The organism is Microbacterium sp. MTN4-26 (assembly GCF_042846595.1).
Taxonomy (GTDB): domain Bacteria; phylum Actinomycetota; class Actinomycetes; order Actinomycetales; family Microbacteriaceae; genus Microbacterium; species Microbacterium luteum.
The window spans coordinates 1-14,401 of the sequence record NZ_BTGO01000021.1 but is presented as its reverse complement, the minus strand read 5'-3'; the positions used below and the strand labels follow the sequence as shown (position 1 = coordinate 14,401).

The window sequence follows — 14,401 nt, the reverse complement described above, 5'->3', positions numbered from 1 at the left end:
CCGGAGCATGTCTGTTCCGCCCGTTCTCGCCCACGACTGCCTGCAGAAGACCGCCGCCGCGCACGGCGATTCCCGCGGCATCCTCTTCCACCCGAGCCTCGACACGTCGGAGTTCCGCGGCTACGCCGACCTCGATCGACGATCCCGCGCCATCGCGCACGCGCTGACCGAGCAGGACATCGGCGTCGGCGACCGCGTCGTCATCGCCCTGAGTCCCGGGCTGGGATGGGTCGACGCCGTCTTCGGAGCGCTCTACGCCGGTGCCGCCTTCGTTCCGACCCCTGTCGCGGGATACGGGCTGCCACCGGCGATGGTCGCCGAGCGGGTCGGTGCCATCTCTCGTGCGGCGGGAGCGTCCGTCATCATCGCGGACGAGACGCTCGCCCCCGTGCTGGCCGCGGCTGACATCGACATCCCGATCGCCGTTCTCAGCGAGCTGCTCGTCACGGGAGATGCGGATGCGTGGATGCCGCCCGCGATCGATGCCGACGCGATCGCCTGGCTGTTCTTCACCTCGGGCTCGACGGGCGATCCGAAGGGCGTGATGGGAACGCACCGCGCCCTGCGCGCGACCGCGGACGCAGCGTCGGAGCTGATCGCTGCCGACGAGACCTCGACCCTCGTCGGGTGGCTTCCCCTGCACCACGCGATGGGCCTCATGATGCAGGTGCTCGTGCCCGCGGTGAACGGTGGAAAGGTCGTGCTCACGACGACCGAGCAGTTCCAGCGCAGGCCGATGTCGTGGCTGCACCTCATGTCGACCCACCGCGCGACGCTCACCCTCGCCGGCAACTTCGCGTTCGATCTGTGCGTCAAGTTCGCGACCGACGCTCAGGTCGCCGAACTCGACCTGTCGGCCGTGCGGTGCTTCGTCTCGGGGAGCGAGCCGGTGCGTCCGAGCACCGTCGCCGCCTTCACCCAGCGCTTCGCCTCGACGGGGCTCGACCCCGCGACGGTCGCTCCGGCGTTCGGGATGACCGAGGCCATGTTCATCACGTCGAAGCCGCTCGGGGTGCCGTACACCGTCAGCCACGTGGACGCCGACCGCCTCGCCACGGGAGAGTTCGTCCCATCCGCGGCCGAAGACGCCGTCGTACTCATCTCCTGCGGCGTGCCGAGCGCTGAGACCCGCCTCGCGATCGTCGACCCCGACACCCTCGAGGCGGTTCCGGAAGGCGTCCTGGGCGAGATCTGGATCTCCTCGCCCGCAGTCTCACCGGGATACTTCCGCCGTCCCGAAGCGACGGCCGAGACATTCGGATACACGCTGGCCGGTGACGACGAGGCGTACGTGCGCAGCGGCGACCTCGGCAGCATCGTCGACGGCGAGCTCTACGTGACGGGTCGGCTGAAGGATGTCATCATCCTGCGCGGACGCAACATCCATCCGCAGGACATCGAGTCCGCCGCGGCCGCGCTCTCACCCGCTCTCGGCGTGGGGGCGGCGTTCGAGCTGGAGACCGGCCAGCGCATCGCGCTCGTGATCGAGTACGACCCCGATCTGGCCGTGGAACCCGTCGAGACGCTTCTGGCGCGTCTGGAAGACGAACTGGTCACGCGCTTCTCCCTGCCCGCGATCGCGATCGGGCTCGTGTCGGCCGGCGGCGTACCTCGCACCCCGACAGGGAAGGTCCGCCGTGCTCCGGCCCGCGGGCTCGTGGCATCGGGGGCGATGCCCTACCTGCATGCCGTCGGTCTGGAATCCGCCGAAGCCGCACCCGTCTGACCGCATCACACACCGTACGAACACGAAGGAGAGAACATGTCCGACACCACGACCGCTCCCACCGATGCTGTGTCGTCGATGACATCCTGGCTCATCGACAGGATCACCTTCTACGACCAGGTCGATCCCGCGATCATCACCCCCGACGCGCCGCTGACCGAGCTCGGCCTTGACTCGATCTACGTACTCACGCTCTGCGGCGACATCGAAGACACGTACGCCGTCGCCGTCGATCCGACCTTCTTCGGCGAGTTCGCCACGCTCGGTGAACTCGGCGAAGGGCTCGCCGCGCGGGTCGCGGCCGGCTGAGGAACCCTGCCGCTGACCATGTCGCGAGACACCGATGCGCCGCCGAAGAGAGACATTGTGCACGTGCGCGAACGCGCCGTGCACTGGGTGCTCGGGCGCTGCGACGCGCCGCGCCGGGAGCTGACGCACATCGCCGAACGGTGGGTCGAAGACATGGTGACACGCGAGCTCGGACTGCGCTGGCGCGGGATCGATCGGGGATCGGGCGGCGAGAAGCCCCGACTTCGAGGGCTCGACGCCGACTTCTCCGTGTCGCACAGCGGTGACGTTCTGCTCGTCGCGGTCGGGGCCGGTGACGGGATCGGCGCCGATGTCGAAGCGGCACCGTTCACCGCTTTCGATTCCCGGGCCCTGCGTCGGCGCATGTGCTCTCCAGCCGAAGCGGCACGCTCCGAGAGTCTCGACTCACTCGCGCGACGGCGTTGGCTGGCTCCGACCTGGACCGCCAAGGAGGCGGCCGCGAAGGCGACCGGCGAGGGGCTCGGCCTCGACTTCCGCACGCTCGAGGTATCCGCCACGCCCGCACCCGACGACGCCGAGGCGGTTTGCCACATCGCGGTCGCCGACGCCAGCGGCATCGTCGCCGTCCCCCTGATTCTGCGGAGCGAGGGATCGGTTCTCACGGGATCCCCGCTGACCGTTCGAACCGTGACCGAACCGCGCCTGGCTTCCTGAGGAGCAACGATGTCGACGACTGTGACCGCGAGCGATGAGATCGCACCCGAGCGGCCGACCCGGCCGCACGCCGAATTCATGCAGATCTGGGAGGAGGGCTACGTCTCCAACCACATCTCGTTCGAGAACATGCAGACCCCCGGCCTGCTGATCGCCGAGGGAGGCCCGCTGCTGCACCCAGACGGCTCCCTCGATCGAGTTCGGATCCGCGCCTTCGTGCAGGGGGCCGTCGCGAGCACCGAGTCTTTCCGCCTTCGCCTGCAGCGCTCGTTCCTCGGGCTGACACCGCCGGCCTGGGTGCCCGACGACGACTTCGATCTCGATCGCCACCTCGTGTTCTCCGACACTGCTGTGGATCCCGCCACCGCAGACCTGCGGCGCCTCTCCGGCGCCGAGGATCCGGTCTTCTCGCTGCGGCATCCGCTCTGGCGGATCCGGATCACCGCCCTGACCGACGGTCGCGTCGCGGTCGGGATGATGTTCCACCACGCCATGACGGATGGGCTGTCCGGGATGCGCCTGTTCTCCACCGTGACCCAGGCAAAAGCCGACGAGCCGTTTCCCGAACCGCGCGATCCTTTCGCTGCCGTGCCGCCGGCGCGTGCCTGGCACCTGCCGGGGCTCGCGCTCGAGGAGTGGTGGCGCCGCGAGGGTTCGCTCGGCGCAGCGTGGCGCTCCTACTGGAGCCGCCCGGTGTTGCGGCGGATCCGTCGGGTCGGGGCGCGACTGCTGCTGCCGCTGCGCTATGGGCGAGGCGGCGAGGCCGCGCGCCGCGCGGCACTGCCTCCGCGCCACTCGGCGTATCGCGCGCTCGATGCCGGGCTCGCCGGTCGCCGCGCCCGGGAGCACGGCGGCACCCTCAGCGATCTTCAGGCCGCGGCCATGGTGGGAGCGTGGCCGGGCGAGCAGCGCGTGGTGAGTCTGCGGTTCCCGGTGTCGTTCCACTCGTCGGCCGCGTCGCACATCCGAAACCACGTACGCGACATGTCGGTCTCCGGCGATGCCGACGCCGATCTGTCCGCGACCGTGCGCGCGATCCATCGTCAGGTCGAAGAGCGCGACGACGACAAGCCCTACCCGCCGGCGCCCGGATTTCCGATCGGCTACAGCACGCTGCTGCCCTGGGTCTCCCGGCCGCGCTTCTTCGCGGGGGCGAAAATCCTCGATGTCGCGCCGTTCCCGGCGAGCCTCGGAACGGACAGCCTCGCCGCCGCGGGCATCATGTACAACGGCCGGCTGTTCATCGGCGCCAACATGTCCACGACCGCCGATGTCGAGCAGACCGTCGGGCGCATGTACGAGCTCATGACCGGCCTCCCCGACCCCGGTCGCCCGGTCGCGTGAACGGGAACGGGAACGCGCCGACCGTCACGGTGGTGCTGCCGTCGTACCGGCGGCTGCACCGCCTTCCGCCACTCATCCACGAGTACCGCGGCCAGGGCGCCGATCAGATCGTCGTCGTGCTCGACGGTCCGCACGAGGGCTGGCGCGATGAGCTCCCGCTCGGCGACGACGCCCTCGAGATCGTGCAGCTGACCGAGAACGTCGGACTCGCCCGCGCCCGCATCGCCGGGCTCGAGCGCGCCCGCGGAGACGTGGTGCTCGCCGTGGACGACGACGTGATCCCCGGCCCGGGGCTGGTCGCCCGCCATCGTCGATTCCACGCCGAGGGCGGCGCGCGGGTGCTGCAGGGCTACATGCCCGTCTCCCTGCCGACCCGACGCGGGTCCGACCAGGCCCCGACCTATCTCTACGCGCGCGACTACGATGCGCAGGTCGCCGGGTGGCGGCGCGGCGACTCCGACACCATCCTCGGCTCCCTGTGGGGTGGGAACGTCTCTCTCCCCCGATCGCTGTATCTCGCGGTGGAGTCGTTCAGGGCTTCGGAGCGTCTGGAGTACAACGAGGATCTCGATCTCGGCATACGCCTGGCACGCGTGGGGGCCACCGCGGTCTTCGACGATCGTGCGATCGCCGCGCACCACCATGCCCGCGGCATCACCGCATACATGAGGGAATGCGAGGTGCGCGGACAGGCGGTCGCCGACCTCGAGCGCCGATGGGGAGAGCGCCCCGGCCAGCTCACGCCGATGGTGACGATCCCCCGGTCGTACTCGCGCGTGCTCGGCGCGATTCAGCGGCGGATCGCCGATCACGACCGAGGGGGCGCGCTTCAGGCAGCGGTCGTCGGCGCGTACCGGATGAGCGGGGCCCTGCACGCCTGGCGACTGCAGGATGCCGCGACACGGCTGCTGCGGCGGGCGCTCATCATGCGCGGCTACCGCCGGGCGCTCGAGGCTGAGCGCACGTCGCGCGTCGACACCGCCGTCATGCGGCCCGGAACCTGACCGTCGGCGGTGACGCGCGTGGACGCCCGCCCCGTTCCGATCGATCTGGCCGACGCGATCGATCTCGGCCACGCATGGATGCAGGGGATCGCCGAACGGAACGGCATCCGCGTGCTGCTGCTGAAGGGACCGACACTCGCCCGGCAGGGGGTACGGCCCGCGCATGCTTCCGGCGACGTCGACGTGCTGGTGAGCCCGGACCGCTTCGAAGCGTTCCTTGCGCTCATCGAGAAGGCGGGCTGGCAGCAGTTCCCCGACACCTTCGCGAGCGCTCGCTTCACCCTCCATTCGCGCACGCTGAGACACCCGGACTGGCCGCACTCGACGGACGTGCACCGCTACTTCCCCGGATTCCTCGCCGACCCGCTCACCGTCTTCGACCTGCTATGGCATCGTCGCGCCGAGGAGGCGTTCGCACACCGGGTCTGTCAGGTGCCCGATGCCGCGGCGAATCGGCTGATCACCGCTCTTCACGCGTTGCGGGGCGGTCCGCAGAATCCGCGTCACCAGCGCGACCTGGCGCATCTGCGGCAGTCACCGCTCACGGGAACGCAGCGCGACGACCTCGTCTTTCTCGCGCACGCCACGGGATGCGCGGTGACGCTCGAGACGGAGCTGCGCGCGTGGGGGGTCGACATCGTGCCTTCAGCGCAGGAGCGGTCGGCGCCCGGGCTCGACGACTGGCGCGACAAGGTGCGCGGCGCGCAGACGCCGGCGCTGCTGTGGTGGACCGCCTGGCGGCGCGCCCGAGGCCTCGATCGCCTGCGCGTCATGTGGCGGGCCATCTGGCCGAGCCGCGAGGACATGCTGCGCCATCGTCCCGGCGTCCGCGACCGTTGGGCCGACATCATGCTCGCCCGCGTGCGGCGCTGGGGACGCAGCGCCCGGTCACTCTCCCGTGCGCTCGGATGGGCGGTGTCGCATCCCTCCATCGACGGACGCCAACCCTCGCGTGAGCAGGTCGCGGAGGAACGCTGAGACCTGCGCGGGCACGTCATCACTCGTCGGCTGCGACACGGAGATCACGCGTTCGCAGATCTCCGCCTCCGTCCCACCCTCGGCGAGCGCACGCCAGATGACTGCCGCCGAACCTTGCAGAGCGACGGGGGCGCGGTCGTCCCGCAGCGAGCAGGCGACGACGTCGTCTGCTCCGGTCCACGACACATCCGGCGCCACAGCCCAGTGCGCGGCCCCACGCTGCAGCAGCCCCGCCTCCTCGAGCTCTCTCACGGCCGATGCGACGAGAGTCGCAGCATCGTCCGACGGGGGCGTGCCGTGCAGACCGACGGCGCTGGCGCGCAGCGTCTCCATGGACGCCCCGGACGCGTGCCGCCAGAGCGTCGGGGCGACCCCCGCGAGAACATGGACGACAGCCTCACCGCCGGCGTCCTCGCCGTCGGTGTCGTCGTCGCGCCGGAGCACCGCGATGCGGTCGGGAGAGGAGAGGCCGACCGCATCGAGGTGAGGCGAGCGCGCGTACGGCTCCGGAGCCACCTCAGGCGGGGGTGCCGCCACGAGGGGCGGTTCGACGAGTTTCGTACCGGCTGGTGCGGCGCCGACCGCGGCCCCTGTCGCTGTCGCCGCCGGGAGGACTTCACCCCACACGTCGCTGAGCTCGCGGGCATCGGCGTAGGTCGCGCGCACGACGCCGGCGGTCGCCGCCACGTGCGACGCGATCGTGCGCAACGGCGCAGGAAGGTCGGCGAGGAAGCTCGACTGCGCCACGAGGTCGGTCAAGGCGTCGCCGAGATCCATCGCCTCGACGCGCGGCGTGCCCCCGGCCGACGCTGCCCCGTCGATCCGATCGAGGACGACGATGCGCCCGAGCCGAAGTGGACGTTCTCGCACTCTCAGCCCGAGGTCGGTCGGGGCCCATTGCGACTTCGCGGCACGCTCCGGCTCCTTGACCGAAAGCGGCTTGCGGTACGCCCACACGCGCCCGTCGGCATCGATGGCCACGACTTCGTCGGAGACGTACTCGAATGCCGCGCCCGCCGCCTGGCAAGCTGTCGTCTTGCCCCGTCCCGAGGGGCCGACGAGCGCGATCACACGCCCGTCCTCGGCGGCGATGCCGGCGGCATGCAGCATCCACAGCCGACCTCGGTTCAGCTGCAGCGCCACGCGGGTGACCTCGCCGGCGAGGACCGAGAGCCAACTGTTCGGTTCGCCCGTCGGCACCGCCTGCACGTGCGCGTCGGCCGGGCCCGGCGGGGCCACCGCGTCGCGCCAGCACCGCTCGACCAGTTGCCACTGCTCGCGGTCGCAGGCATGACCGTCGATCCGCACACGGCGCCCGAGGGCATCGACGACCAGCGAGCGCTCCACGGTTCCGGAGTGTATCGGGCGCGCCCCCCCCGGGCCCGACCGCCACCGCGGCCGCGCCGGGTATTCGCCGGCAAGGGCGCCCTGGCCGGGCTCGTTCGCGTTCACAACTCCTCAAATCGTGGCGTGACAGCTGCCTGGCAGCGGCTGTGACCTCCGGGCCGACGCGGATTTGAGGAGTCGTGAACCGCGTCGCCTGCTACGCAACGCTCGGCGGGGCTGGCGGCAGTTGCACACCCACCGGCCCGCGTGATGCACGCCCTAGGATGAGGCCGTGGTCACACCTGTCACCCTCCCCCGCCTGAGCTGGGGAGATCCGCGTGCCCCCGCGCGGGCATTGCTCGTGCACGGCCTCGGCTCCAACGGAGCACTCATGTGGCGATTCGGTGTCGCCCTCGCCGACGCCGGATGGAGGGCGAGCGCCGTCGATCTGCGCGGCCACGGCACCGCGCCGCGAGCGCTCGACTACACCCTCGCCGCCTATGCGGCAGACGTCGCGATCGCGCATCCCGACGACGATGAACCGTGGGACCTCGTGATCGGTCATTCGCTCGGCGGGGCTGCGGTCACGCTCGCGGCCGCCGACAACCCCACCTGGACGCGCCGCCTCGTACTCATCGACCCCGGCCTGCGGATCACCGACGGCGAGCGCGGCGCGGTGCGCTCCAGCCAGGACGAGGCCTTCATGGACGTGACGGTCGACGACGTGCGCCGAAACAATCCGCGGTGGCACGAGCAGGACCTCGAGCTCAAAGCGCTCTCGTCACGCCAGGTCAGCCGGTGGGCGGTCGCCGAGACCGACATCCAGAACCCGGACTGGGATGCGCGCGCCGCGGCTGCTGCCCTGCGCATCCCGACCCATATCATCGGCGCCGACCCCGCCGTCTTCTCGATCTTCACTGGAGATCTCGCCGCCGAGGTCTGCACCAACCCGCACATCACGATGTCGGTCGTCGAGAACGCCGGCCACTCCCCTCACCGCGACCGCCCCGACGAGACCCTCCGCCAGCTGTTCGCAGCCCTCTGACGGGAGCCGCATGCGGAGGGCGTTCGCCCAGCTGCCGACGGCGGGTCGATCGGGGGCGCGCGCCGCTAGACGGCGCGTGTCCGGGCCCACGTGTTCACAACTCCTCAAACTTGCGCGAACCGGGCCGCGCATCCGGCGAGGTGACGGCCGACCCGCGCGTTCTTGAGGAGTTGTGCACACGACATGCGATGCACACGACACGCGACCCGCGACACGCGACACTCGATGCGCGACGCGAGACGCGCGATGCCCGACGCGCGCGACACACGATGCACGCGCCACGCGACACAACGCACCGCGTCCGAGAGCGCGCACGCGTCTCGGGTCGCCCCCCAGCCGTTGACCCGAGACGCACGCGCAACGATGTCGCCCGCCCCCTGTGGGCGTCCTTGGTCAGTGACCGTCGGGTACCGTCGCGTGAAGTCTATGAATCCGGCCGCGCCGGCTCACTCGTATCGAATGACAGTCGTCGTGTCAGTCCGCTGCGTCGATCACGCGGGCGATCTCACGGCGGCTCGAGAGCCCGAGCCGCACGACGATGTTCGTGACGTGGTAGTCGATCGTGCGCTTGGAAAGGAACTCGATCGCGGCGATCTCGTCGCTGGTGTACCCCTGAGCGACCGCACGGGCGATGCGTACCTGCTGGGGGGTGAGCGAGGCAAGCGGATGCGCGGCGCGCTCCCGTTCGAACCGGGCCATCATCCGATCCACGATGCGTTCGCACCGCTCGGCGAGCGCCAACGCGCCGAGCCCCCGTAGCTGAGCGATCACGCGGTCCCACACCTCCCGCGCGCGGTCCGGATCCGGTGAGCCCTCATCGCCGTACCGGACGAAGTAGCGGCCGACCACCATGAGCACCCACACCTGACCCATCGGGTCCTGCGCGGGGCCGAGCACGGTCAGCGCGCGCTCCGCCGCCGCCAGCGCATCCGAATGACGCTGCTCGAACTCCGCCGCGAGGCTCGCACATGCCCAGTAGTACGGGTCGTCCACCGCATCGCTGGTCAGCGCCCAGTCGGTCAGGCGACGGCGAAAATCGGCGAAGCTGCGTCGGTTCCAGGCGGCGACCAAGGTGAGAACCCGCCACTCCCCGTCTCGATACGGATGCCGGTATCCGGGCTCCTCCGAGTCGTCCAGCGCGTGCTGCAGCCCATCCCAATCTCCCCGGGTGACCGCCTCGACGATGCGCGCATGCAGCATCACCATCGCAGCAAGGTTGCTCGGCGTTGTTTCGGCGAGCGCACGCGCCTCGCGAAGGTCGGCCGCGCCCGCATCCAGATCGCCCGTCACCACCCGCAGCAATCCGCGCACGGCGAGGATCTGGGTGCGGATCCAGTCCCGTTCGATCGTCTCGTTCGGCTCACCCAGGCGCTCCACCTCGACCGCGGCATCCGCCCATCGGCCCTGCCGAATCCGGATGAACGCGAGCAGCACACGCGCATGGCTGATGAAGCCCGGTCGCGAAGCGGCCGTCAGGCGAGCGCCGCGGGACAGATTGACAGCGGCGCGTTCGAGCGATCCGTGCAGGTGATTGACGTCACCGAGGGCGATGAGCGCCAAGGCATGTTCGCTGGAGAGGAGGTTGCGGCTGCGCAATGGCGCCAGCGCGGACTCGAGAGCGACAACGGCCTCGTTCTCCGTGCCGGTGTGAGCTTCGACCATGGCCGCCATTCCGAGCAGGTCGAAGCGCCCGATCTCATCGTCAGCGTCGGCCGACTCGGCATCGAGAAGGGCGCGAACCGCCGCGAGGCACCGCGCTGCCACCACCCACGCACCGGAGGCGATCGCGCCGAGTGCGACGTAGGCGATCGCCGCGCTGCGCAGCGATGTCGCGCTCGCGATGGGGCGGTCGTCTGTGGCGGCGATCTCGTCGGGGCTGATCGCCAGCACAACCAACGCCGCCTCGTCGATGCGACCCTCCCCCACGAGCACACTCGCCAGCACGCCGTCGCGCTCCACGCCCGCATCGAGCGCGGAGATGTCATCGATGTGAGACATGAGCAGGTCCACCCGGTGGCTGCGCAGCGCCATCGCGCAGGCCGCCCGCAGCATCCGAACGTCCGCCGCGTGCTGCAGGGCGACGGTGATCGCGCCTGCCGCATCTCCGCGCACCCACGACGCCCAGACGCGGTCGTGGGGCGAAGGTGCGGGCATGGCGTGTCCTGTCTTTGCGGGATGGATACATTCTGGCCCCAGCGGCACCGTCCCCGGAGGAGCCTTGTGCAGACGACGCAGATCGATCCAGCGCCCCCTCCTGCTCCGCAGTCACAACCTGCGGGTCGTCCCGCCCCCACACCCGCACTAAGTGACTGCGGAGCGATGGACGGCACGTCATGACACGCAGCGGAACCGTTGCTCGGCCGGACGCCAGATCGGGCCAGGCGATCTCTATTGGATCGCGACAGGCGGTCCAATTATGAGGTCTACTCGATGCAAGCAGTCCACTGCCATCGAGGAGGCGACACCATGCTCATACTGGCCCTGTTCGGAACGCTTTCCGCCGCCGGCATCATCGCCACGGTGCGCGCTCTCGTCACCGACGGTCAGCGGCGCATCCCGACCCGCGGTCGGTGACCGCGCGCCGACGCCTCAGGACGCCGGTCGACGACGCCACCACTGCCACACCGCGACGGCGAGCAGTCCGATGCAGGCGCCGGCAGTGTTGGCGACCATGTCGAGCTCGCTGGGCGTGCGGCGATCGAGCAGAACACCCTGCACGCTCTCGATCGCGAGCGTCAGGACGATCGCGATCGGCAGCACGAGAGCGCGATCGCGCAAGATGAGCGTCAGCAGCACCCCGAGCGGGACGAACAGCAGGATGTTCGCACCGAACTCGAGGCGGGCATATGTGAGCATCGGCGCCACCCGGGTGATGAGGCGGATGAGCGGGCCGGCGCCCGCATCCACGGGCGACGGCCAGAAGGCGATGAGGGTGAGGGCGACCAGGTAGGCGCCGAGAATCCACGCCGCGATCGAACGCTCACGCGGGGCCGCGCTGACGGTCGCCGGGGCGTCGTGCGTGGGCGGTGTCGGCGATTCCTGCGACGGCCGGCGATCGGGCGGCAGCGGGGGTCGCGGCGGCACGGCGATCTCGGTTCGGCGCGGCGGCGCAGCGATGCCCGGGCGTTGCGGTGGTGGCTGCTCGGGCATCATCCCATCATGCCCGGCGCCGTCGCCCATGGTGTTGCGGCGGCGTTACGACCGAGGCCGGTCGCGCGGGACGAGATCCGCGTCAGGAGTCGGACCAGCCCTCCAGGTCGGGGTCCCAACCGACCTCTTCATGCGGTGCCGCATACGAGACCCCGGCACGCTCCTGGTCGGGGTAATGGCGGTGGCGGCGCATGGTGGCGGCCGCCTCCGAGAAGTCCGGCTCGTCGCCGTCCCAGTCGATGGGAGCCGACAGCACGTCGTTGCCGACCCCGATCACGAGATCGGCCTGCGCCACGGACCCGTCCTCGCGCACGATCGGGATCCGTGCGGCCTCAGCCTCCCGGTGGCTGGCGATCGCGGCCGTGAGGGTGACAAGCACCTCTGCGACGTCGTCACTGGTCATGACCGACTCTCCGGCGTAGGTGATGCATCGCATGTTCCTACTGTGCCGCGTGGCTTCGACCGGAGGCCGGGGGTTGTGAATTCCGGATCGAGGGAGTAGCTCCGCCCTCGCCCAGGACTGGGCACCCGGCCTCAGCGCGGTTGCACGTTCACAACTCCTCACGCCCGCTGCATCCGCGCGGTCTTGCCGCCGATTCGGCAGGGCCGACGCGCGATCTTGAGGAGTTGTGAACGACGACCGCTGGCTACCGCCCGGCTTCGATGCGGCTGTCGCCGGTTACAGCGCGAGGTGCCGCGCGAGGTACGGGGCGAGACGCTCGCCGATGAGACGGTGGGCTTCCCGGCCGGGGTGCAGCGCGTCCGGCAGCGGAAGCCGTTCTTCGTCGGCCGCGCCGAAGAGCTCGAGGCCGTCGACGAAGGTCAGGTTCGCGTCGTCGGAGCGGCGCGAGGCGACCTCGCGCAGCGCGTCCCGGATGACCTCGAGCGTCAGTCGGCCAGCGGCGACCTCGGACGGGTCACCGGTCGCGGTGAAGCGCACGCCGCCGGCGGCGAGGGCATCCGGATCGAATGCCCCCGGACCGGGCGTGGCCTCATGGATCGCGCAATGCAGCGGCGAGATCACCAGGAGCGGAGTATCGGGATGGCCGTCGCGAATGGTGTCGAGGAAGCCGTGCACGGCGGGCACGAACGAGCGCAGCCGCATGACGTCGCCGTTCACGACGTTGACGCCGAGCTTGACGCTGATCACGTCTGCCGGGGTGTCGCGGATGACGCGCGCCATGAAGGGATCGACCATCGCACTGCCGCCGAAGCCGAGGTTGGTCAGCTCCACGCCGTCCGCGGCGCGGGCCGCGACGGCCGGCCAGATCTCGCTCGGCGCCGTCGCGTTGGAGCCGTGGCTGATCGAGCTGCCGTGGTGGACCCATCGCCGCACGCCGTCGGTTCGCGCCGGCGCGATCGGCGCGTCGACGTGCAGGTCGACGAGGCGCACGGTCTCGTTGTGCGGCAGCCAGAACTCCACCGTCGATGCGCCGTCGGGCAGATCGACGGTCACCGTGTGCGGCGCACCGTCGCGATGATCGCGGGCGCCGGTGGTCAGGTCGGTCTCGACCACATCCCCTCCGGTCAGCTCCTCTCGCGCGTGGAGCGCACCGTCGACGAACACGTCGACGACGCCGCGGGAGCGGTCGAGACCGCGAAAGACCGCGCGGGTGGTGTGGAGGGTCAGGGCGACGCGGGATCCGGTCGTCTCGAAGGCGACGCGCACCCCGGACGGCTGCGACTCGCGGTCGAGCAGCAGCGGGTCGGGGAACCGCTCACGCACCGCACGCGGGAGGCGGTGCACCGCCACGCCCTGAGCATCCGGGGCGAGCTCCGCGGCGCCGCGCACGATGTCGAGGGTGAGCGGGTGGCTGATCATGCGGTGTTCTCCGGGTCGCTCGGGTGGATGCGTTCGGTCGGCCAGGTCGAGAGGGCCCGGTCGAGAGCGTCGACGGCAGCGCGCCACGAGGCATCGGTGGGCTCGGCGCGATGGGAGAACGCGTCGTTGCGCGTGAGCGCGAGGTAGCCGTTGATCGTCGCTCCCACGAAGCGGGCGGCGTGCACGCGCTGGTCGTCGGGCATGGGATAGCCGCGGAGCGTCGCGAGGGTCAGCGATCCGACGCGCGCGGCCTCTGAGGAGGCCACCGTGGACGGGCTCGCGACACGTTGCAGGAGCTCCCATCGCCCCGGATGCGCGGTCGCGTATGCGCGGTGCGCGTCGGCGAAGGCGCGGAGGGCGTCGGCTCCGGCGAGGCCGGCGACGGCATCCGCCACCGCCGCCGCGAGCTCACCGAGCGCGAGCACGTGCGCGCCGTCGAGGAGTGCCGAGAGACCGGCGACGTGCTCGTAGAGGCTCGCCGGCTTGACGCCGACCTCGCGGGCGACCGACGACACCGTCACCGCCGCCGCGCCGTCGCGGTCGGCGAGGCGTGCGGCGGCGTCGACGACGGCGGCTCGGGAGAGGTTCGCGCGGGGCATACGCGTTAACCTACATGCTTTAGGTAATACGGGTGCTAATGCAGGGAAGGCCCGCGACGGTCCTATAGCTGTCAAGTGGTGAGTAGGTCGGTTTTGAGGGCGTTGTAGGTTTCTCTGGCGATGGCGCGTTTGAGGCATCGGAGGATGTCTCGGGTGGTGAGTCCTTTGGCTGCTCGGCGGGTGGCGTAGTCGCGGGTGCGGGGGGCGGAGCGTAGTCGGCCGACGGCGATGAGGTGGAGGGCCCGGTTGGCTTGTCTGTCGCCGCCGCGGTTGAGGCGCATGCGTCGGGTTTTGCCGGAGGATGCCGGCAGTGGTGCGGTGCCGGTGAGTTTCGCGAAGGCTGCTTCGTTTCCGAACCGGTCGAGGTTCTCGCCGGCGCAGACCAGGAGGGTCGCGGCGGTCTGTGTGCCGATCTGGGTGTGG

At 70.6% G+C, this 14,401-nt stretch carries 14 protein-coding genes; 7 read left to right on the top strand and 7 right to left on the bottom strand.

The features are described from left to right. Window positions 1–7: 7 nt before the first annotated feature. The 6 genes from ACGG9C_RS15070 (at window position 8) to ACGG9C_RS15045 (ending at window position 6,036) form a co-directional block, all read left to right on the top strand. Window positions 8–1,726: an AMP-binding protein gene (locus ACGG9C_RS15070; RefSeq protein WP_390178803.1), complete on the top strand. Its 1,719-nt coding sequence runs from the start codon at window positions 8–10 to the stop codon at window positions 1,724–1,726. Window positions 1,727–1,762: 36 nt separating this feature from the next. After that, window positions 1,763–2,035 (top strand): acyl carrier protein, encoded by a 273-nt coding sequence (locus ACGG9C_RS15065; protein ID WP_390178802.1) that lies wholly within the window; start codon window positions 1,763–1,765, stop codon window positions 2,033–2,035. Between the two features lie 63 nt (window positions 2,036–2,098). Beyond that, window positions 2,099–2,710, top strand: coding sequence for a 4'-phosphopantetheinyl transferase superfamily protein (locus ACGG9C_RS15060; protein WP_390178801.1), 612 nt, complete (start codon window positions 2,099–2,101; stop codon window positions 2,708–2,710). A 9-nt stretch (window positions 2,711–2,719) separates the two neighbouring features. Then, entirely contained in the window at window positions 2,720–4,054 is a 1,335-nt protein-coding gene (locus ACGG9C_RS15055; protein ID WP_286720285.1) for a wax ester/triacylglycerol synthase domain-containing protein, read from the top strand. After that, window positions 4,051–5,058, top strand: coding sequence for a glycosyltransferase (locus ACGG9C_RS15050; protein ID WP_286793334.1), 1,008 nt, complete (start codon window positions 4,051–4,053; stop codon window positions 5,056–5,058). Before ACGG9C_RS15055 ends, ACGG9C_RS15050 begins: the two co-directional genes overlap by 4 nt. A gap of 18 nt (window positions 5,059–5,076) precedes the next feature. Continuing rightward, complete coding sequence (locus tag ACGG9C_RS15045; RefSeq protein ID WP_286793335.1) at window positions 5,077–6,036, top strand: nucleotidyltransferase family protein; 960 nt, start codon at window positions 5,077–5,079, stop codon at window positions 6,034–6,036. Here ACGG9C_RS15045 and ACGG9C_RS15040 read toward each other — a convergent pair. Beyond that, entirely contained in the window at window positions 5,947–7,383 is a 1,437-nt protein-coding gene (locus ACGG9C_RS15040; protein ID WP_194383761.1) for a PqqD family peptide modification chaperone, read from the bottom strand. The two genes, ACGG9C_RS15045 and ACGG9C_RS15040, sit on opposite strands and share 90 nt — an antisense overlap. A 271-nt stretch (window positions 7,384–7,654) precedes the next feature. On the opposite strand from ACGG9C_RS15040, the gene ACGG9C_RS15035 reads away from it, so the two are divergent. Next, entirely contained in the window at window positions 7,655–8,407 is a 753-nt protein-coding gene (locus tag ACGG9C_RS15035; RefSeq protein ID WP_194383762.1) for an alpha/beta fold hydrolase, read from the top strand. A 474-nt stretch (window positions 8,408–8,881) separates the two neighbouring features. Here the strand turns inward: ACGG9C_RS15035 and ACGG9C_RS15030 are convergent, their stop codons facing one another. The 6 genes from ACGG9C_RS15030 to ACGG9C_RS15005 form a co-directional block, all read right to left on the bottom strand. Further along, the gene (locus ACGG9C_RS15030; RefSeq protein ID WP_286793336.1) at window positions 8,882–10,561 is read right to left on the bottom strand and encodes a helix-turn-helix transcriptional regulator; all 1,680 of its coding nucleotides are present in this window, start codon (window positions 10,559–10,561) and stop codon (window positions 8,882–8,884) included. A 435-nt stretch (window positions 10,562–10,996) separates the two neighbouring features. After that, on the bottom strand, window positions 10,997–11,557 hold the full coding sequence (locus ACGG9C_RS15025; protein WP_390178800.1) for a VanZ family protein: 561 nt from the start codon (window positions 11,555–11,557) through the stop codon (window positions 10,997–10,999). An 82-nt stretch (window positions 11,558–11,639) separates the two neighbouring features. Continuing rightward, the gene (locus ACGG9C_RS15020; protein ID WP_194383764.1) at window positions 11,640–11,960 is read right to left on the bottom strand and encodes a hypothetical protein; all 321 of its coding nucleotides are present in this window, start codon (window positions 11,958–11,960) and stop codon (window positions 11,640–11,642) included. Window positions 11,961–12,236: 276 nt separating this feature from the next. Beyond that, window positions 12,237–13,379 (bottom strand): GDSL-type esterase/lipase family protein, encoded by a 1,143-nt coding sequence (locus tag ACGG9C_RS15015; RefSeq protein WP_194383765.1) that lies wholly within the window; start codon window positions 13,377–13,379, stop codon window positions 12,237–12,239. After that, window positions 13,376–13,978 carry a TetR-like C-terminal domain-containing protein gene (locus ACGG9C_RS15010; protein WP_194383766.1) on the bottom strand — a complete coding sequence of 201 codons (603 nt, stop codon included), beginning with the start codon at window positions 13,976–13,978 and terminating at the stop codon, window positions 13,376–13,378. Before ACGG9C_RS15010 ends, ACGG9C_RS15015 begins: the two co-directional genes overlap by 4 nt. A 71-nt stretch (window positions 13,979–14,049) precedes the next feature. Further along, window positions 14,050–14,401 (bottom strand): transposase (locus ACGG9C_RS15005; protein WP_390178799.1); only part of this gene is annotated, 352 nt, incomplete at its 5' end.